General features: G+C 74.1%; 15 protein-coding genes and 1 riboswitch. Of the genes, 10 read left to right on the forward strand and 5 right to left on the reverse strand.

What is annotated here, in order from left to right; genetic code table 11:
* The first annotated feature begins 86 nt into the window (after positions 1 to 86).
* A complete protein-coding gene (locus tag ACZ4Z3_RS04230; RefSeq protein WP_099968682.1) occupies positions 87 to 500 on the forward strand; it encodes a VOC family protein in 414 nt (137 codons plus the stop codon).
* A gap of 258 nt (positions 501 to 758) precedes the next feature.
* Here ACZ4Z3_RS04230 and ACZ4Z3_RS04235 read toward each other — a convergent pair whose 3' ends face one another.
* The 3 genes from ACZ4Z3_RS04235 to ACZ4Z3_RS04245 form a co-directional block, all read right to left on the reverse strand.
* Positions 759 to 2,168, reverse strand: coding sequence for a hypothetical protein (locus ACZ4Z3_RS04235; RefSeq protein ID WP_468499592.1), 1,410 nt, complete (start codon positions 2,166 to 2,168; stop codon positions 759 to 761).
* 216 nt (positions 2,169 to 2,384) lie between these two features.
* Entirely contained in the window at positions 2,385 to 3,503 is a 1,119-nt protein-coding gene (locus ACZ4Z3_RS04240; protein WP_468499593.1) for an alpha/beta hydrolase family protein, read from the reverse strand.
* Positions 3,504 to 3,601: 98 nt separating this feature from the next.
* Positions 3,602 to 4,348, reverse strand: coding sequence for a class II aldolase/adducin family protein (locus ACZ4Z3_RS04245; RefSeq protein WP_468499594.1), 747 nt, complete (start codon positions 4,346 to 4,348; stop codon positions 3,602 to 3,604).
* A 353-nt stretch (positions 4,349 to 4,701) separates the two neighbouring features.
* Between ACZ4Z3_RS04245 and ACZ4Z3_RS04250 the strand changes: the two genes are divergently transcribed.
* Both ACZ4Z3_RS04250 and ACZ4Z3_RS04255 read left to right on the forward strand, forming a co-directional pair.
* Entirely contained in the window at positions 4,702 to 5,961 is a 1,260-nt protein-coding gene (locus ACZ4Z3_RS04250) for an inorganic phosphate transporter (protein WP_468499595.1), read from the forward strand.
* Positions 5,962 to 5,987: 26 nt separating this feature from the next.
* Positions 5,988 to 6,209, forward strand: a complete 222-nt coding sequence (locus ACZ4Z3_RS04255) for a hypothetical protein (RefSeq protein WP_468499596.1) — start codon at positions 5,988 to 5,990, stop codon at positions 6,207 to 6,209.
* A gap of 83 nt (positions 6,210 to 6,292) precedes the next feature.
* On the opposite strand, the gene ACZ4Z3_RS04260 is transcribed toward ACZ4Z3_RS04255, so the two are convergent.
* Complete coding sequence (locus ACZ4Z3_RS04260; RefSeq protein ID WP_468499597.1) at positions 6,293 to 6,550, reverse strand: hypothetical protein; 258 nt, start codon at positions 6,548 to 6,550, stop codon at positions 6,293 to 6,295.
* 249 nt (positions 6,551 to 6,799) lie between these two features.
* Positions 6,800 to 6,942: riboswitch (cobalamin riboswitch) on the forward strand.
* A 100-nt stretch (positions 6,943 to 7,042) separates the two neighbouring features.
* Here ACZ4Z3_RS04260 and ACZ4Z3_RS04265 point away from each other — a divergent pair.
* Genes ACZ4Z3_RS04265 through cobI form a run of 7 tightly spaced genes read left to right on the forward strand, consistent with a single transcriptional unit; the run spans position 7,043 to position 17,937 of the window.
* Positions 7,043 to 8,038 (forward strand): cobalamin biosynthesis protein, encoded by a 996-nt coding sequence (locus tag ACZ4Z3_RS04265; RefSeq protein ID WP_468499598.1) that lies wholly within the window; start codon positions 7,043 to 7,045, stop codon positions 8,036 to 8,038.
* Positions 8,035 to 9,546, forward strand: a complete 1,512-nt coding sequence (locus tag ACZ4Z3_RS04270) for a cobyric acid synthase (protein ID WP_468499599.1) — start codon at positions 8,035 to 8,037, stop codon at positions 9,544 to 9,546. Before ACZ4Z3_RS04265 ends, ACZ4Z3_RS04270 begins: the two co-directional genes overlap by 4 nt.
* Positions 9,543 to 13,205 carry a cobaltochelatase subunit CobN gene (gene cobN / locus ACZ4Z3_RS04275; protein ID WP_468499600.1) on the forward strand — a complete coding sequence of 1,221 codons (3,663 nt, stop codon included), beginning with the start codon at positions 9,543 to 9,545 and terminating at the stop codon, positions 13,203 to 13,205. Before ACZ4Z3_RS04270 ends, cobN begins: the two co-directional genes overlap by 4 nt.
* Positions 13,202 to 15,217 (forward strand): putative cobaltochelatase, encoded by a 2,016-nt coding sequence (locus tag ACZ4Z3_RS04280; RefSeq protein WP_468499601.1) that lies wholly within the window; start codon positions 13,202 to 13,204, stop codon positions 15,215 to 15,217. The genes cobN and ACZ4Z3_RS04280 overlap by 4 nt, the downstream gene beginning before the upstream one ends.
* Positions 15,217 to 15,816: a cob(I)yrinic acid a,c-diamide adenosyltransferase gene (cobO, locus tag ACZ4Z3_RS04285; RefSeq protein ID WP_099968692.1), complete on the forward strand. Its 600-nt coding sequence runs from the start codon at positions 15,217 to 15,219 to the stop codon at positions 15,814 to 15,816. The genes ACZ4Z3_RS04280 and cobO overlap by 1 nt, the downstream gene beginning before the upstream one ends.
* Before the next feature lie 7 nt (positions 15,817 to 15,823).
* On the forward strand, positions 15,824 to 17,209 hold the full coding sequence (locus tag ACZ4Z3_RS04290) for a cobyrinate a,c-diamide synthase (RefSeq protein WP_468499602.1): 1,386 nt from the start codon (positions 15,824 to 15,826) through the stop codon (positions 17,207 to 17,209).
* Complete coding sequence (cobI, locus tag ACZ4Z3_RS04295; protein WP_468499603.1) at positions 17,206 to 17,937, forward strand: precorrin-2 C(20)-methyltransferase; 732 nt, start codon at positions 17,206 to 17,208, stop codon at positions 17,935 to 17,937. Before ACZ4Z3_RS04290 ends, cobI begins: the two co-directional genes overlap by 4 nt.
* Before the next feature lie 26 nt (positions 17,938 to 17,963).
* Here the strand turns inward: cobI and ACZ4Z3_RS04300 are convergent, their stop codons facing one another.
* The gene (locus ACZ4Z3_RS04300; RefSeq protein WP_468499604.1) at positions 17,964 to 18,692 is read right to left on the reverse strand and encodes a ZIP family metal transporter; all 729 of its coding nucleotides are present in this window, start codon (positions 18,690 to 18,692) and stop codon (positions 17,964 to 17,966) included.
* Positions 18,693 to 18,870 lie beyond the last annotated feature (178 nt).

An 18,870-nucleotide genomic window follows, 5' to 3' on the forward strand; every position in this document is an offset into this window, starting at 1 on the left:
GCCGTCGGCCGGCGGGGCGTTGTCGGTGCCGGGTGCGAAACTGGGCAGCGGTGTGCGTTCCGGGCGACAGAGAGGTCGTGATCGGTATGGCGGGCAAGAGCGAGGGACGTCCCAGCATCTGTCCGACACTGCTGTACACGGACGCGAAGGCGGCCGTCGCACAGCTCACGGCGGGGCTGGGCTTCACGGAGCTGTCGGTGTACGAGGGCGAGGACGGCACGGTCCACCACGCCGAGCTGGCACAGGGCGACGGTGTGGTGATGCTCGGCTCCCGGGGCACCGGCAGCGCCTTCGACGCGGCGATGAAGGGCGCGGGCCCCGCCGGGGTGTACGTCGTGGTGGACGACGTGGACGCCCACCACCGCCGGGCCGTGGAGCACGGGGTGGAGATCCTCATGCCCCCGACGGACCAGGACTACGGCTCACGGGACTACATGGCCCGGGACATCGAGGGCAACGTGTGGAGCTTCGGCACGTACGCCCCCGAGCTGGGCGGCTGACACCCGGCCGGGCCGGGCGGGGTGTCGCGCTCCGCTCCGGCCCGACCGCCTCCGGACCCGGCTCGGCGTCAGCCGCTTCGGGCCCGGCCCGGACGAACGCGGCTGAGCCGAGGCCGGGCCGGCCTCCGCTCTGCGTAGATCAGCCCCTGCGTCGGCGCAGCCGTCGTGCCGGCCTGACCAAGCGACCTCCGCCCCGTTCTCCGCTCGGCGACTTCGGCCTCGCCACCGGCGCCGCCGGACTTCGGGCCCGGCCTAGGTTCAGCTGCCTCCGGTGTGTACCTGGAAGGCGGCGCGGCGGACGGCCTTGGCGAGGGCCGGGTCGGGGTGGGCGGCGGCGAGCGCGACCAGCACCTGGACGGTGCGGGGGTGGCCGACCGCGCGCACCTCGTCGAGCAGCGCGGGGACGGTGGCCTGCACGGCGGACTCCAGGTGCCGGACGAGCAGCGGGGCCTCGCCGTGGTCGGCGACGGCGGCCGCGGTGTCCACCCAGAGCCAGGTCGCCTCCTCACGGGTGAGCACCTCGTGGGCGTCCTCGGGGTCGGCGCCGTCGTGCTCGGCGAGCCAGAGCAGGGCGTAGGGCCGCAGCGGTGTCTCGTCGGCGACGGTACGCACATCGGGCTCGGCGGGGGCGCCGACGACGCGCAGCGCCTCGAAGGCGAGGCCCCGGATGAGGGCGTCCTCGCCGCGGGCGGCGTCGATGAGTTCGGTGACGGCGGCGCCGACCGTGCGCGCGGCGAGCCAGGCCCGGTACTCGGCGCGGGCCGCGTTCGGGCGGAGCTGGGCGCAGCCGCGGAGCATGTCCTCGGCGGAGACCTCGATGTTGCCGGCGGGGCTCTGCGCGGCGACGCAGATCTGCTCCAGCTTCACCCACACCGCCCAGCTGCCGAGCGGGGTGAGCGTGGCCTGGCCGTCGCCGTAGGTGAGGGCGCCGACGGAGGCGATGGCCCGCAGGGCCCAGTCGAGGAGCGGGCCGAGCGGGGTGTCCTCCGCACCGGCCTCCGCGGCGGGCTCGGCACCCGGCTCGGGCTGCGGGCCGTAGGGGATCTCGCAGCGCTCGGTGCGCAGTTCCGTGACTCTCTGCTCCAGGAGGTCGAGGAGCTGCTCCACGGGAACCGGCCCGGCGGAGAGCTGGAGGAACGACAGCACCTGCGGCATCGCCGAGACGACCTCGGCGACGGCGGCGGGCTCACGGACCCCGGGCTCGGGATGGGCGAGGGACCAGGCGTCGAAGAGGGCCACCCAACCGCGCAGTACGGCACTGTCGTCGCGGTGCCAGGCGCGCAGCCGCCAGCCGGGGCGCGCGCTGTCGCCGTGTACCTCGACGAGCCCTGCCAGGCGTGCCGTGTCCCAGTCGTGGCGGACCTGATCCGGGGTCAGCCCGAGGTCGGCGGCGGCCCGTTCGGCGGTCGCGTCGGAGAGGGTGCCCTTGCCGTCGGAGCCGGCGCCCTCGCGGCCGGGCCGCAGGGCGGCGTCGGCCCAGCGGGCGACACGGGCCGCGTCCGCCAGGACGGTGCGGGCCATCCGGGCCAGTTCCGCGGGCGGCGGGGTGCCCTCCGGGGGCCGGGGGGCCGGTCGGCGGCGCTGGGTCACTGCTGCTCGGGGAGCGGCGGCCAGGGTTCGCGGGCTGACGAGTCGGAGCCTGGAGTCGCGCGGATTACGGGACGTCACGGGGGGCAGTCTTCCGGTTGACGGTCCGAAAACCCAAACGGAATGTCACAGCGGGCGACAGGGGTGGCCAACGCACGGGCTCCGCAGGGGCGTGACGCCGGTGGGGAGCGCCAGGGTCGGACGCTAAGCGGAATGTGGCGTACCTGTCTGCGAGGGGCCCCTCGGCGGGGCGTCGGGACGGGGCACCGGGAGGGGGCGAGGCGGGACCCCTCCCGCCTACATCAGCGGTGTCAGGAAGCGGCGCAGGGTCTCCTCGTAGTGGGCCGGGTCGGCGTTCCACATGGCGGCGTGGGGGGCCTGGCGTACGGCGCTCAGGGTGACCCGGCCGGGGTGGCGGGCGGCGAGTCGGCGGGAGGCGTCCCAGGGGGCGACGACGTCGTCCGGGCCGTGGAAGATCAGTGCCGGTACCGGGAAGCGCGCCGGTTCGACCGCCGCAGCGGCACCCAGTCCCGTGCGACCTTGGGCGGCGCGGACGGCGAGGGGCAGCAGGGCGCCCGGGGTGCGGCGGGCGGCGGCGAGGGCGCGCAGGGTGGCCGTCCAGTCCAGGACCGGCGAGTCCAGGACGAGCCCGGCGACGCGGTCGCGCAGCCCGGAGCGGACGGCGGCGCGCAGCACCATGGTGGCGCCGGTGGACCAGCCGTACAGGACGACTTTCTCCGCGCCGAACCGAACGGCGTGGTGGATGGCCGCGTCGACGTCGCGCCACTCGGTCTCCCCGAGGTGGCTCAGACCGTCCGGGGGGCGGGGTGCGCCGACGTCGCCGCGGTAGGCGAGGTCGAGCACCGGGAAGCCGTGGCGGTGCAGGAAGCCCATGACGTTCATGGGCTGTTCGCGGGTGGCGCCCAGGCCGTGCACGGCGATCACCCAGATGCTCCGGGCCCCGGGCACGAACCAGGCGGGCAGGGTGCCCAGCTCGCCGGGCACCTCGACATCGGTGTGGTCGAGGCCGAGGGCGGTGCGCGGGTCGCCGATGTGGGTGTTGGGGGTGAGCCACACCTTGTCGCCCGGCTCCAGGGTGCCGTCGCTGACGCGTTCCAGGCGGCGCACGACCGTGTCGGGGGCGTGCGGCACGCCGTTCACGACGGCGCCGACGACCGCGTGGGCGCCGGCGCCGGTGAGGCCGTAGGTACCGGGGCGCTGGGAGGCGAAGGCCCTGGTCAGGGTGATCCGGCCGGCCGCGGTGGAGTGCACGGTCAGTCGGGGCTCCGTGGGCAGTGGTCTGCCCGACGTGGTCCTCAGCGCGGCATCGCTGGCCAGTCGGCCGGCGGCGACACTGGCCGCCCCGGCCGCGAACGCGACCCCGACGGCCGCGGCTGCTGCTCTCACTGCACGCACGCATCCAGTGTCCTGGCCGACCCCGTCCGCGGCCAGTGGGCGTGACCCCGGAGCCACCGGCCGGGTGGTGGCCGACCGGATGCTCCGGAGGCCCGCCGCTACGTCGGCTGGCCGTATCCCCGCAGCCGCTCCCCCGCCTCCGCCAGCTGGTCCGGGGTGAGCAGGTGCGGGCTCAGGCCGGGCACCGTGGAGGCCGTCAGCCAGACCCTGCACATCCATTCGAGCTGGGCGGTGCGGTCGAAGGCCTCGGAGAGACTCCGTCCGTAGGCGATCGTGCCGTGGTTCTGGAGCAGACAGGCCGTGCGTCCCGTCAGGGCGCGGAGCATGTTGTCGGCCAGCTCACGGGTGCCGTAGGTCGCGTAGGGGGCGACGCGGACCTGTCCGCCGAGGGCGCCGGACATGTAGTGGATCAGGGGCAGCTCCTCGACGAGGGTCGAGACGGCGGTCGCGTGGACGGCGTGGGTGTGGACCACGGCACGGGCGTCGGTCGTGGTGTGGATCGCCAGGTGCATGGGCAGTTCGCTCGTCGGCCGGAGGGTGCCCAGGCTCTGGCGGCCCGCGAGGTCGACGCCGGTCACGTCGTCGGGGGTGAGGCGGTCGTAGGGGACGCCCGTCGGGGTGACCAGGACGGTGTCGCCGACGCGTACGGAGACATTGCCGGACGTGCCGACGACCAGACCGTCGGCCACCGTCCGGCGGGCCGTGGCGACCAGTTCGTCCCAGGCCCGCGCGATGTCGTCGGCGACCGCGTCGCCGGCAGCCGCCTCGGGCGGCCCGCCCTCCCTGTGCCGTGATTGCCCACCCGCGTCCCGCGGATCCCGCGCGCTCCACCTCTGCTCAGCCATGCCGCGATCCTGCCAGGAGGCCCGCCCGGCTCGGCTTCGCATACAACCCGTACGGCAAGTGGAGGGAGACCGGTCCCGCCGCGTGACCGGAATCCGTTCACCGGCTCCGCGGGGCCGGCGGGCGGGCGTTCACCCGGCGCCGGCGCGGATCACGCTCGGAGGCCAGGGCTCCGTTTCAGTTCGAGGGGATCGGGGAAGGCGCGCCCTCGGCCCGCCCGAGGACGCCTCCGTCGACACAAGCGGAACCTCGACAACCCGATCGCTACACCCATCGGTACTCCCGAGTTCATCTTCCGTTCACCCAGGTTGCCTACGGTCCATGTGCCACTGACATCCAAAAGAAGCTCGGGTAAATGGAAAACTTCTCGCTGATCCTCGCGATCGTGGTCATCACCGCGCTCGCGTTCGATTTTACGAACGGTTTCCACGACACCGCCAACGCGATGGCCACCACCATCTCGACCGGCGCCATGAAGCCCAAGGTCGCGGTGGCCATGTCCGCCGTGCTCAACCTTGTCGGCGCGTTCCTTTCCATCGAGGTCGCCAACACCATTTCCAAGGGGCTCGTCGACGAGTCCGGGATCCAGCCAGAGGTCATCTTCGCGGCGCTCGTGGGCGCCATCCTCTGGAACCTGCTGACCTGGCTGGTGGGGCTCCCCTCCAGCTCCTCGCACGCCCTGATGGGCGGCCTGATCGGCGCCACGATCGCCTCGGTCGGCACGGGCGCCGTGCACGGGGACGTGCTCGTCACCAAGGTGCTGATCCCCGCCGTCGCGGCCCCCCTGGTCGCCGGCATCGCGGCGATGTTCGCCACGCGGCTGACGTACAAGCTCGGGAAGCACACGAGCGAGAAGGCCGCCGGCAAGGGCTACCGCGCCGGTCAGATCGCCTCCGCCGGTCTGGTCTCGCTGGCCCACGGCACGAACGACGCCCAGAAGACGATGGGCATCATCACCCTGGCCCTGGTCGCCGGCGGCGCTCTCGCGCCGGACTCCGACCCGCCGGTCTGGGTCATCGTCTCCGCCGGTCTGGCCATCGCCCTCGGCACCTACCTGGGCGGCTGGCGCATCATCCGCACCATGGGCAAGGGCCTGACCGACCTCCAGCCGCAGCAGGGCTTCGCCGCCCAGACCAGCGCGGCCACGGTCATCCTGGCCTCCTCGCACCTGGGCTTCTCCCTCTCCACCACGCACTCGGTCTCCGGTGCGGTCATGGGCGCGGGCCTGGGCCGCAAGGGCGGCGTGGTGCGCTGGTCCACCGCCACCCGGATGTTCGTGGCGTGGGGCCTGACCCTGCCGGCCGCGGCGCTCGTCGCCGCGCTCGCCGAGTGGGTGACGTCCCACGGCACGTGGGGCACGGCCGTCGTCGCGGTCTTCCTCATCGCCTCCAGCGCCGCGATCTGGGTGATCTCGCGCCGCGAGGTGGTCGACCACACCAACGTGAACGACGCCGAGGAGCCCCCCGGCGTGGTGACCACGGCCATCGCCGCGGTGACCCCGCCGCCGACCGTCGCCGTGGCCGAGGAACTCGCGGCGACGATCCCGGCCCCCGCGGCCGTGACGGCCGGCGCCGAGACCCCGACCGGCCCCTCCGCCCCCACACCGGCCGTCTGAGCCGGCGCCCCTAGGAAGACACCACCATGCACATCGACTGGGCAGCACTCGGCTCCGTCTTCGGAGTCAGCCTCGTGGTCACCGTGGCCCTCGTCGGCCTGTTCACCCTGGGGATCGTCGGCCTCTCCAAGCGGGAGACGGCGACCGCCTCCGGCGGCTCGGCCGCCCTCGCCACGACAACGGCGTACGCCTGCTTCGCGGCGTGCGCGGCGGCGGTGGGCTACGGGATCTACCTGATCATGGCCTGAGTTCACGGGCCCCCACCTCCCGCAGGACACCACGACGACCCCCTGTGCCGGTCACCTCGGCGCAGGGGGTTCGTCGTCCTCGTTCACGGCGTCCGGTGACCGGGGTTCAGGCCCCACCAGAGGCCCGCTCCCGTGGCGACGAGGGTCGTCACCGCCATCCAGACGACGGCCCGCGCCTCCGCCCCCGGCACCCACAGCGCGGCGAGGGCGCCGACGCCGACGGCGAGCACCCCCGCCACGGTGCTGAACAGCACCAGCGGGGCGGCGGCCGCCACCAGCGTCCGCCGGTCCCACCAGGCCCCCGCGCGCGCCTGCGCGGCCGTCTCGGTCCGGTCTTCCATCGCGTGCACCTCCCGTCCCCCGGACGGGCCTTCACGAGCCGTCCGCTCCCGGGTCCCCGAGCTCCGCCAGAAAACCACAGCACGCCGTGTGACGGAAGAAGCGCAGAGCGTTCTGATACCTGTTCGAGCACACACAGGGCCGGGGGGCCGGGAATGAGCACGGAAAGCGCCGATTCGGGCGACTGACGCCGTTTCAGCGATGTGGGGCTCAGCACACCGCTGCGCCGCAGGTCAACAGCAAGTTGACGGGTCTTCCGGGGCCGTGGTGGACTGCCGGGGCCATCCACGACGGCAGGAGAGGAAGCCGGTGCGAGTCCGGCGCGGTCCCGCCACTGTCACCGGGGAAGACCCTTCCCCGGGAGCCAGGAACTCTCGTCGTCGGTCTCGTCGAACCAGGGCGTGGACACCCTGAGTGAGGACATATCGCCATGCGCGGCTGCCATGTGAGACTCAGCATCCGGTCCTTGCCCGACCCCGCGATCGGCTGAACGCGTGCGTGCCGATCGCGTCTTCGCGTACGGCGCCACCGCCGGACTCCTCGGTGACCTGTTGCTCGGCGATCCCCGCCGAGGGCATCCCGTCGCCGTGTTCGGACGGGCCGCGGGCGCCGTGGAGCGGGTGTTGTGGCGGGACCACCGAGGGTGGGGCGCGCTGCACACCGTGGTGTGCGCCGGAGGCGCCGTGGCGCTGGGGGCGGTGGCCGCCGCTGCGGCACGGCCGTCCCGTGCGGCGTCCGTCGCGCTGACCGGCGCGGCCACCTGGGCCGTCGTCGGGGGCACCTCCCTCGCGCGGGAGGCCCGCACCGTCGGGCGGGCGTTGGAGGCCGGCGACGTCGAGGCCGCGCGGGCGCGGCTGCCGCATCTGTGCGGACGGGACCCGCAGGCGCTGGACGCGGACGGGATCGCCCGGGCCGTGGTCGAGTCCGTCGCCGAGAACACCTCGGACGCCGTGGTCGGGGCGCTGGTGTGGGGGGCGTTGGGCGGTGTGCCCGGCCTGCTCGGGTTCCGCGCCGTCAACACGCTGGACGCCATGGTGGGGCACAAGTCGGCGCGTCACCGGCGGTTCGGGTGGGCGTCCGCCCGCCTCGACGACGTGGCTGGCTGGCCGGGGGCCCGGCTCACCGCCCTGCTGGCCGCCGCGGCCGGCGGGGACGCCCGGGGGGCCGTACGGGCCTGGCGGGCGGACGCGCGGAAGCATCCGAGCCCCAACGCGGGGCCCGTGGAGGCGTCGTTCGCCGGGGCGCTCGGCGTCCGACTGGGAGGCACGTTGTCGTACGGGGGGCGGGTCGAGCACCGGCCCGTGCTGAACACGGAAGGGCGGGCCGTCGCCGTGGGGGACATCGAGCGGGCCGTGCGGCTGTCGCGGCGCGTGAACTGGCTTGCGCTCGGCGTCAGCGCGGGCGCGTCACTGCTGCGGGACCGCGTCGGGCGGGGCCCGGCACGGAAGTCGACCACGGGCCGCTCCCGGCGGTCGAAGGGGGCGTCATGACGGGCGGCGGACTGCTGGTCGCCGGCACCACCTCCGACGCCGGCAAGAGCGTCGTCACCGCCGGGATCTGCCGGTGGCTGGTCCGACAGGGCGTCAAGGTCGCGCCGTTCAAGGCGCAGAACATGTCCCTCAACTCGTTCGTGACGAGGGAGGGCGCCGAGATCGGGCGCGCCCAGGCCATGCAGGCGCAGGCCTGCCGGGTGGAGCCGACGGCGCTGATGAACCCGGTGCTGCTCAAGCCCGGCGGGGAGCAGAGCAGTCAGGTCGTGCTGCTCGGCAAGCCGGTCGGGGAGCTGAGCGCACGGGGCTACCACGGGGGACGGCAGCAGCGGCTGCTGGGCACCGTGCTCGACTGTCTTGCCGAGTTGCGGGGCACGTATGACGCGGTGATCTGTGAAGGGGCCGGGAGTCCCGCCGAGATCAATCTCCGGCGGACCGACATCGTCAACATGGGGATCGCCCGCAACGCCGGGCTCCCCGTGGTCGTCGTCGGCGACATCGACCGCGGTGGTGTGTTCGCCTCGTTCTTCGGGACGGTGGCGCTGCTGTCGCCCGAGGACCAGGCGCACATCGCCGGGTTCCTCGTCAACAAGTTCCGCGGGGACGTCTCCCTGCTGGAGCCGGGGCTCGACATGCTGCACGGGCTGACGGGGCGTCGGACGTACGGGGTGCTGCCGTTCCGGCACGGTCTCGGCATCGACGAGGAGGACGGCCTGCGGGTGTCCCTGCGCGGAACGGTCCGCGAGTCGAACGTGTCGCCGCCCGTCGGCGAGGACGTGCTGCGGGTCGCCGTCTGCGCGATCCCCCTCATGTCGAACTTCACCGACGTGGACGCGCTCGCCGCCGAACCCGGTGTCGTGGTGCGGTTCGTGGACCGGCCCGAGGAACTGGCCGACGCGGACCTGGTCGTCGTGCCGGGCACCCGGGGCACCGTACGGGCGCTGGACTGGCTGCGCGAGCGGGGTCTCGCCGACGCGCTGCGGAGCAGGGCCGCCGAGCACCGGCCCGTGCTCGGCGTCTGCGGCGGCTTCCAGGTCCTCGGCGAGCACATCGAGGACGACGTCGAGAGCCGCCGGGGACAGGTGGACGGGCTCGGCATCCTGCCCGTACGGGTGCGGTTCGCGCGGGAGAAGACCCTCACCCGGCCGGAGGGCGAGGCCCTCGGGGAGCACGTCACGGGGTACGAGATCCACCACGGGGTCGCCGAGGTCGACGGCGGTGAGCCCTTCCTGGACGGGTGCCGGGTCGGCCAGACCTGGGGCACGCACTGGCACGGGTCGCTGGAGTCGGACGGGTTCCGGCGGGCCTTCCTGCGCGAGGTGGCGGCCGCCGCGGGCCGTCGTTTCGTGCCGGCCGCCGACACGTCGTTCGCGGCGCTGCGCGAGGAGCAGCTGGACCGGCTCGGCGATCTGATCGAGGAACACGCGGACACGGACGCGCTGTGGCGGCTCATCGAGTCGGGCGCGCCGCAAGGACTGCCTTTCATTCCACCGGGAGCGCCCGCATGAGCACTGGCACTGTGTTGTTGTTGTCGACCGCCGACACGGATCTGCTGGCGGCCCGGGCCGCCTCCGGCGCCTCGTACCGGATCGGCAACCCGACCCGCGTCGACGTGAGAGAGGAACTGCCCGCTCTGCTCGACGGCGCGGACATCGCCGTCGTACGGCTGCTGGGCGGCAAGCGGGCCTGGGAGGACGGGCTCGCCGCGCTGAAGGCCGCCGGGATCCCGACCGTGCTGCTCGGCGGTGAGGCCGTGCCGGACGCCGAGCTGATGGCCGAGTCGTCAGTGCCGGCCGGTGTGGTCGCGGAGGCGCTCAAGTACCTCGTCGAGGGCGGGCCCGACAACCTCACCGAGCTGGCCCGGTTCCTGTCCGACACCGTGCTGCTGACCGGCGAGGGGTTCGTCGAACCGCGGAAGATGCCCGAGTACGGACCGCACGGGGAGCGGCCCTTCGTCGAGGGGCGCCCCACGGTCGGGGTGCTCTTCTACCGGGCGCACGAGCTGAGCGGCAACACCGCGTTCGTGGACACGCTGTGCGACGCGATCGTGGCGAAGGGCGCCAACGCCCTTCCCGTGTACTGCGGTTCCCTGCGCGGCGCCGACGCCGGGCTGTACGAGCTGCTCGCGAGGGCGGACGCGCTGGTCGCCACCGTCCTCGCCGCCGGCGGTACGCACGCCTCCGAGGCGTCGGCCGGCGGCGACGAGGAGGCATGGGACATCGGCGCGCTCGCCGAGCTGAACATCCCCGTCCTCCAGGGCCTGTGCCTGACCTCGTCGCACGCCGCGTGGGACGAGTCGGACGCCGCCCTCTCCCCCATGGACGCGGCGATGCAGGTCGCGATCCCCGAGTTCGACGGACGGCTCATCACGGTGCCGTTCTCGTTCAAGGAGCAGGGGCCGGACGACGTGCCGGTGTACGTCGCCGACCCCGAGCGGGCCGCGCGGGTCGCCGGGATCGCCGTGCGGCACGCGGCGTTGAAGCACAAGCCGAACGCGGAGAAGAAGCTCGCGCTGGTCTTCACCGCCTACCCGACCAAGCACTCGCGGGTCGGCAACGCGGTGGGCCTCGACACGCCCGCCTCGGCGGTACGGGTCCTCGACGCCCTCAAGGCGGCCGGGTACGGGGTCACCGCGTATCCCGACAACGGCGACGAGCTGATCCACCGGCTCATCGAGGCCGGCGGCCACGACGTGGAGTGGCTGACGGAGGAGCAGCTGGCGTCCGCGCCCGCGCGGGTGCCGCTCGCCGACTACCGGGCGTGGTTCGACAAGCTGGACCCGGAGCTGCGGGACGGCATGCTCGAGGCGTGGGGCGAGCCGCCGGGCTCGCTGTACGTGGACGGGGACGACATCGTGCTCGCCTCCCTCCAGTTCGGGAACGTCGTCGTGATGATCCAGCCGCCGCGCGGCTTCGGGGAGAACCCGATCGCGATCTACCACGACCCGGACATGCCGCCGTCGCACCACTACATGGCCGCCTACCGGTGGCTGGAGAACAGTTTCGGCGCCGACGCGATCGTGCACATGGGCAAGCACGGCACGATGGAGTGGCTGCCGGGGAAGGGCCTCGGGCTGAGTGGGGGCTGTGCCCCGGACGCCGTGCTCGGCGATCTCCCCCTCGCCTACCCGTTCATCGTCAACGACCCCGGCGAGGGCACCCAGGCCAAGCGGCGCGGGCACGCCACCGTCGTGGACCACCTCGTGCCGCCGATGGCGCGCGCCGACACCTACGGCGACCTGGCGAAGCTGGAGCAGCTGCTCGACGAGTACGCGCTGGTGTCCGACCTGGACCCGGCGAAGGCGCCGGCCGTGCGGGCGCAGATCTGGACGCTGGTGAAGGCGGCCGAGCTCCACCACGACCTGCATGTGGACGAGCAGCCGGGCGACGACGACTTCGACGAGTTCGTCATGCACATCGACGGCTACCTCTGTGAGATCAAGGACGTGCAGATCCGCGACGGTCTGCACATCCTCGGCGGCGGCCCGGTCGGTGAGCCGCGCGTCAACCTGGTGCTGGCGGTGCTGCGCGCCGCGCAGGTGTGGGGCGGGCAGGCGAACGCGCTGCCGGGCCTACGGGCGGCGCTGGCGACCCACTTCGGCCTGGTCGAGAAGGAGTTGCTGGCCGAGCCGGGCGCGCCGGTGAAGGTGCCGGTCGAGCTGAGCGACCTGGTGGACGGCCCCGCCCGTACCGCCGCCGACGCCGTCGACCTCCTTGAGCAGCTGTGCCGGCGGGTCGCCGAGGGCATGGAGGCACGGGACTGGGACGTCACCGTGGTCCCGGCGCTCGTGCGCGGTGTGCTCGGCACCGAACTGCCGGAGGCCGTCGCGGTGCTGGAGTTCGCGTGCAGGGAGGTCGTGCCGCGGCTCGCCCGCACCACCGACGAGATCGGGCACATCCTCAAGGCCCTCGACGGCGGTTACGTCCCGGCGGGTCCGTCCGGTTCGCCGACGCGCGGCCTGGTCAACGTGCTGCCGACGGGCCGCAACTTCTACTCCGTCGACCCCAAGGCCATCCCGTCCCGGCTCAGCTGGGAGGTCGGACAGTCGCTCGCCGACTCGCTGGTGCAGCGGTACCTGGCCGACACCGGGGAGTACCCCAAGTCCGTCGGGCTCACGGTGTGGGGCACGTCCGCGATGCGCACCCAGGGCGACGACATCGCCGAGATCCTGGCGCTGCTGGGCTGCCGGCCGGTGTGGGACGACGCGTCGCGCCGCGTCACCGGGTTCGACATCGTGCCGCTCGCGGAGCTGGGGCGGCCGCGCATCGACGTCACGGTGCGCATCTCCGGTTTCTTCCGGGACGCGTTCCCGCACGTCGTCGGGTTGATCGACGACGCGGTACGGGCCGTCGCCGAGCTGGACGAACCGGCCGAGCAGAACTTCGTGAAGGCGCACGCCGACGAGGACACCGCCGAGCACGGCGACCGGCGGCGGGCGACGGCCCGGGTGTTCGGCTCCAAGCCGGGCGCGTACGGCGCCGGGCTGCTGCCGCTGATCGACGCGCGGAACTGGCGCAGCGACGCCGACCTCGCCGAGGTGTACGCCGTCTGGGGCGGCTACGCGTACGGGCGCGGCCTCGACGGGCGGGCGGCGCGCGGGGACATGGAGACGGCGTTCAAGCGGATCGCGGTGGCGGCGAAGAACGTCGACACCCGCGAGCACGACCTCGTCGACGCCGACGACTACTTCCAGTACCACGGCGGCATGGTCGCCATGGTGCGCCATCTGACGGGCGCGAGCCCCGAGGCGTACGTCGGCGACTCCGCGACACCGGACCAGGTCAAGACGCGCACGCTCGGCGAGGAGACGCACCGGGTGTTCCGCGCCCGCGTGGTCAACCCGCGCTGGATGGCGGCCATGCGGCGCCACGGCTACAAGGGCGCCTTCGAGATGGCGGCGACCGTCGACTACCTCTTCGGGTACGACGCGACGGCCGGGGTCGTCGACGACTGGATGTACGAGAAGCTCAGCGCGGAGTACGTCTTCGACGCGGAGAACCGGGACTTCATGAAGAAGTCCAACCCGTGGGCGCTGCGCGGGATCACCGAGCGGCTCCTGGAGGCCGCCGACCGCGGCCTGTGGGCCGAGCCGGACGCCGACACGCTGGAACGGCTGCGGGCCACCTACCTGGAGCTGGAAGGCGATCTGGAGGGCGAGGACAAGTGAGTGTTCCGTTTCCGTTCACGGCCGTCGTCGGGCAGGACGACCTGCGGCTCGCGCTGCTGCTGAACGCCGTGTCCCCGGCGGTCGGCGGGGTGCTGGTGCGTGGCGAGAAGGGCACCGCGAAGAGCACCGCCGTGCGGGCGCTGTCGGCGCTGCTGCCGGAGGTGGACGTCGTCGCCGGGTGCCGTTTCTCGTGCGACCCCGCCAAGCCGGACGCGGCGTGCCCGGACGGGCCGCACGAGCCGGGGCCGGGCACCAGCCGCCCCTCCCGGATGGTCGAGCTGCCCGTCGGCGCCTCCGAAGACCGGCTCGTCGGTGCCCTCGACATCGAGCGGGCGCTCGCGGAGGGCGTGAAGGCGTTCGAGCCGGGCCTCCTCGCCGACGCGCACCGGGGGATCCTCTACGTCGACGAGGTCAACCTCCTCCACGACCACCTCGTCGACCTGCTGCTGGACGCGGCGGCGATGGGTGCCTCGTACGTGGAGCGCGAAGGTGTCTCCGTACGGCACGCGGCGCGTTTCCTGCTCGTCGGCACCATGAACCCTGAGGAGGGCGAGCTGCGGCCGCAGCTCCTCGACCGGTTCGGGCTGACCGTCGAGGTGGCCGCCTCGCGGGAGCCCGACCAGCGGGTGGAGGTCGTCCGGCGGCGGCTCGCCTACGACGACGACCCGGCCGGGTTCGCGGCCCGCTGGGCGGACGAGGAGGCGGCGGTACGGCAACGGATCGTCGCCGCGCGGGAGTTGCTGCCGTCGGTGCGGCTCGGGGACGGGGCGCTGCGGCAGATCGCGGCGACCTGCGCCGCCTTCGAGGTCGACGGTATGCGGGCCGACATCGTGATGGCCCGGACGGCGACCGCGCTGGCCGCGTGGGCCGGGCGGACCGACGTGCTCGCGGAGGACGTGCGGCAGGCGGCGCTGCTCGCGCTGCCGCACCGGCGGCGCCGCAACCCGTTCGACGCGCCGGGCCTGGACGAGGACAAGCTCGACGAGACGCTGGAGGAGTTCGGCCCCTCGTCCGAGGACGAGGACCCGGACCCGGATCCCGGCCCGGACGGGCCCGGTGGTGGCGGGCAGCCGCCGTCGTCGGACCCGGAGGGGCCGCAGGGCGGGGACACCGGAGCGCGGCCCGAGGCCGGGGAGGGCGGGGCGCCGCAGCCCTCCGGGGCGGGCGCGGGCGAGCAGTCCGCCGTCCGGGCCGCCGAACCCTTCCGGACGAAGGTGCTGAGCGTGCCGGGCCTCGGTGAGGGCGCCGCCGGGCGGCGCTCACGGGCCCGGACCGAGCAGGGGCGCACCACGGGGGCGCGTCGGCCGCGGGGCACGCTGACCAAGCTGCACCTGGCCGCCACGGTCCAGGCCGCGGCGCCGCACCAGCGGGCGCGCGGGCGGTCCGGGCCGGGGCTCGTCGTCCGGCGTGACGATCTGCGGCAGGCGACCCGTGAGGGGCGTGAGGGGAACCTCGTGCTGTTCGTGGTGGACGCCTCCGGGTCGATGGCGGCGCGGCAGCGGATGAGCGCCGTGAAGGGCGCCGTGCTGTCGCTGCTGCTGGACGCGTACCAGCGGCGGGACAAGGTGGGGCTGGTGACGTTCCGCGGGTCGGCGGCGGAGGTGGCGCTGCCTCCGACGTCGTCGGTGGACGCGGCGGCGGCCCGGCTGGAGTCGCTGCCCACGGGTGGGCGGACGCCGCTCGCCGCCGGGTTGCTGCGGGCCCACGAGGTCCTGCGCGTGGAGCGGCTGCGGGACCCGGCGCGGCGCGCGCTGGTCGTCGTGGTGACCGACGGGCGGGCCACGGGCGGGCCGGAGCCGGTGGCGCTGGCGGGGCGGGCGGCCCGGCTGTTCGCGGCCGAGGGCGTCGCCTCCGCGGTGGTGGACTGCGAGTCGGGGCCGGTGCGGCTGGGGCTCGCCGGGCAGCTCGCGGGTGAGCTGGGTGGTACGGCCGTGACGCTGGACGAGTTGCGGGCGGACTCCATCGCCGGGCTGGTCAGGGATGTGCAGGGGACGTCGAGGAGGGCCGCGTAATGCCGCAGGGACAGCCGAGTGTGGTGCCGGACGACGGGCTGACGACACGGCAGCGGCGCAACCGGCCGCTCGTCGTCGTGCACACCGGCATCGGCAAGGGCAAGTCCACCGCCGCGTTCGGGCTGGCGCTGCGGGCCTGGAACCAGGGCTGGCCGATCGGAGTGTTCCAGTTCGTCAAGTCGGCGAAGTGGAAGGTCGGCGAGGAGAACGCGCTGCGGGTGCTGGGCGCCAGCGGTGAGGGCGGCTCCGTCGACTGGCACAAGATGGGCGAGGGCTGGTCCTGGGTCCAGCGCGACGCGCAGATGGACAACGAGGAGAAGGCCCGCGAGGGCTGGGAGCAGGTCAAGCGGGACCTGGCGGCCGAGACGTACAAGCTGTACGTGCTCGACGAGTTCGCGTACCCCATGCACTGGGGGTGGGTCGACACCGACGAGGTCATCGCCGTGCTGCGCGACCGGCCGGGGACCCAGCACGTGGTCATCACCGGGCGGAACGCGCCGGAGAAGCTGATCGACTTCGCGGACCTCGTGACCGACATGTCGAAGGTGAAGCACCCCATGGACGCGGGCCAGAAGGGCCAGCGGGGCATCGAGTGGTGAGGCCGTCGTGAACTCCTCGTCGTCCGTCCCCCGGCTGGTCGTCGCCGCGCCCTCCTCGGGCAGCGGCAAGACCACCGTCGCCACGGGGTTGATGGCCGCGCTCACCGCGCGGGGGCTCGCCGTGTCCCCGCACAAGGTGGGGCCGGACTACATCGACCCCGGGTACCACGCCCTCGCCAGCGGGCGGGTGGGGCGCAACCTCGACGCGTACCTGTGCGGGCCGGAGCTGATCGCGCCGCTGTTCGCCCACGGGACGCGGGGGTGCGACCTCGCCGTCGTCGAGGGCGTGATGGGGATGTACGACGGAGCCGCCGGCGAGGGCGAGCTGGCGTCCACCGCGCACGTGGCCAAGCTGCTGCGGGCGCCGGTGGTGCTGGTCGTCGACGCGTCGTCGCAGTCGCGGTCGGTGGCGGCGCTGGTGCACGGGTTCGCGTCCTGGGACCCCGAGGTGCGGGTCGGGGGCGTGATCCTCAACAAGGTCGCGTCGGACCGGCACGAGGAGTTGCTGCGGGAGGCGCTGGACTCGGCCGGCGTTCCGGTGCTGGGTGTGCTGCGGCGGGTTGCCCAGGTGGACACGCCGTCCCGCCATCTGGGGCTGGTGCCGGTCGCCGAGCGGCGGTCGGCCGCGGTGGAGGCTGTGGCGGCGATGGGGGCGCAGGTGGCCGCCGGATGCGACCTGGAGTCGTTGGTGGCGCTGGCGCGGAGCGCGGGGGCGCTGCCGGGCCCGGCGTGGGACGCGGCGGAGGCCCTGGCTTCCTCGCCCCCGCCGCCCTCGCCCGTCCCGTCCTCGGCCCCGGTCGTCGCCGTCGCCGGCGGGCCCGCGTTCACCTTCTCCTACGCCGAGCACGCCGAGCTGCTCACGGCCGCCGGGGCCGAGGTCGTGACCTTCGACCCGCTGCGCGACGAGCGGCTGCCCGAGGGGACCCGGGGGCTGGTCGTCGGGGGCGGGTTCCCCGAGGTGTACGGCGCCGAGCTGTCCGCCAACGAGGCGCTGCGCAAGGAGGTCGCCGAGCTGGCGCTGGGCGGGGCGCCCGTGGCGGCGGAGTGCGCGGGGCTGCTGTATCTGTGCCGGGAGCTGGACGGGCGCCCCATGTGCGGGGTGCTCGACGCCACGGCCCGGATGGACGCGCGGCTGACGCTCGGTTACCGGGACGCCGTGGCCCTCGGCGACAGTGTGCTGGCGCCCGCGGGGACGCGGATGCGGGGCCACGAGTTCCACCGGACGGTCGTCGAACCGGGCGCCGGGCCCGCTCCCGCGTGGGGGATCCGCGGCGCTCAGCGGCGGGTCGAAGGTTATGTACAGCGCGGTGTGCACGCGAGCTATCTGCACACGCACTGGGCGTCCGAGCCCGGTGTCGCCCGTCGGTTCGTGGAGAGGTGCCGGACGTCATGAGCAGCAGGCTGATCGGAGTGGGGGTCGGCCCCGGTGACCCGGAGCTGGTGACCGTCAAGGGCGTCAACGCGCTGCGGGACGCCGACGTCGTCGTCGTACCCGTCATGGACACCGGGGAGCGGGGGCGCGCCGAGGCGACCGTACTGCACTACGTGGGCGCGGAGAAGATCGTCCGGGTCGTGTTCGCGCTCAACGAGCGGACCGACCGGGGGCGGCGCGAGGCCGCCTGGGACGCCGCCGGGGAGCGGGTCGCCGAGCTGCTGAAGGCGCACTCCGCCGTCGCGTTCGCCACCATCGGCGACCCCAATGTGTACTCGACGTTCACCTATCTCGCCCACACCATCGGCGAGCTGGTGCCGGGGACCGTCATCGAGACGGTGCCCGGGATCACCGCGATGCAGGACCTCGCCGCGCGCTCCGGTGCCGTGCTGACGGAGGGGACGGAGCCGCTCACGCTGGTGCCCGTGACGGCGGGGTCGGCCGTGCTGAAGGACGCCCTCGGCGGGCCGGGGACCGTGGTGGCCTACAAGTTCGGGCGGCAGGCGCAGGCCGTCGTCGAGGCGCTGCGGGAGACCGGGCGGCTCCAGGACGCCGTGTGGGGGTCCGCGCTGGGCCTTCCCGAGGAGTCCATCCAGGCCGCCGACGCGCTCGACGGCGGCCCCCTGCCGTACCTGTCCACGCTGATCGCGCCCGCCCCGCGCGACGGCGGGCGCGGCGGCAAGCTGTGAGCGGAGCCCTCGGGTCCGGCCGCCGCTCACTCGGCCACGCCCACCACCACCCAGATGAACGCCGCCCCGGCGATCGTGCACAGCAGTGTGGAGCGCGCCGGGTGCGCGTGATGGGCCTCGGGGAGGATCTCGGCGGCCGCCAGGTACAGCAGAGCGCCGCCGAAGAAGCCGAGGTAGCAGCCGAGCGGGCCCTCGGGGATCGTGAACAGCAGCGTGGAGGCGGCGCCCAGGACCGGCGCCACCGCGTCCGCGACGAGCATGGTGATCGCCCGGCGGCGGGCGTTGCCGTACACGCTCGTCAGTGTGTACGTGTTGAAGCCGTCCGCGAAGTCGTGGGCGATCACCGCGAGCGCCACGGCGAGGCCCATGCCCTCGCCGACCTGGAAGGCGGCGCCGATGGCGACGCCGTCCATGGCGCTGTGGCCGACCATCGCGGCGGCCGCCGTGAGACCGACCTGTGGGGTACGCCCGTCGTGCTCCCCCGCGCCGTGCGCCGCCTGACGGGCCGCCAGCAGGCGTTCCACCAGGTGGGCCGCGAGGAAGCCGGCGACGAACAGCAGCAGCGCCGCCGGTACGCCGAACACCTCGTCCCCGGCGGCCTCCAGCGCCTCCGGCAGCAGGTCGAGGCCGACCACGCCCAGCATCAGTCCGCCGGCCAGGCCCAGCACCAGGTGACGGCGGTCGGTGACGCGCCCGGCCGTCCAGCCGCCGATGAGCGTCATGAGGAACGCGCCGAGCGCCACGAACACCGCCATGGGTCCTTGCTACCGGAAGAGCGGGGCCTCTTCGGCGCGGCGCCCCGAGACCCCAGCCGGGTTCCGGGGTCCGGCACCGCTCCGGCGGGCCCGGGCCCGAAGGGGCACCGCCCCGCATCACCCGTGCGTGCCGCACACCCCGTACCGCCTTCGCGCCCCGTACAGCCTTTGAGAGAGG

It is taken from the genome of Streptomyces sp. NPDC030296 (genome assembly GCF_055572815.1).

Excerpts from the sequence above, each read along its gene's own strand:
- ACZ4Z3_RS04230 (WP_099968682.1), top strand. The coding sequence starts at position 87 with ATGGCGGGCAAGAGCGAGGGACGTCCCAGCATCTGTCCGACACTGCTG.
- ACZ4Z3_RS04245 (WP_468499594.1), bottom strand. The coding sequence starts at position 4,348 with ATGGCTGAGCAGAGGTGGAGCGCGCGGGATCCGCGGGACGCGGGTGGG.
- ACZ4Z3_RS04250 (WP_468499595.1), top strand. The coding sequence starts at position 4,702 with ATGGAAAACTTCTCGCTGATCCTCGCGATCGTGGTCATCACCGCGCTC.
- ACZ4Z3_RS04255 (WP_468499596.1), top strand. The coding sequence starts at position 5,988 with ATGCACATCGACTGGGCAGCACTCGGCTCCGTCTTCGGAGTCAGCCTC.
- ACZ4Z3_RS04260 (WP_468499597.1), bottom strand. The coding sequence starts at position 6,550 with ATGGAAGACCGGACCGAGACGGCCGCGCAGGCGCGCGCGGGGGCCTGG.
- ACZ4Z3_RS04270 (WP_468499599.1), top strand. The coding sequence starts at position 8,035 with ATGACGGGCGGCGGACTGCTGGTCGCCGGCACCACCTCCGACGCCGGC.
- cobN (WP_468499600.1), top strand. The coding sequence starts at position 9,543 with ATGAGCACTGGCACTGTGTTGTTGTTGTCGACCGCCGACACGGATCTG.
- cobO (WP_099968692.1), top strand. The coding sequence starts at position 15,217 with ATGCCGCAGGGACAGCCGAGTGTGGTGCCGGACGACGGGCTGACGACA.
- cobI (WP_468499603.1), top strand. The coding sequence starts at position 17,206 with ATGAGCAGCAGGCTGATCGGAGTGGGGGTCGGCCCCGGTGACCCGGAG.
- ACZ4Z3_RS04300 (WP_468499604.1), bottom strand. The coding sequence starts at position 18,692 with ATGGCGGTGTTCGTGGCGCTCGGCGCGTTCCTCATGACGCTCATCGGC.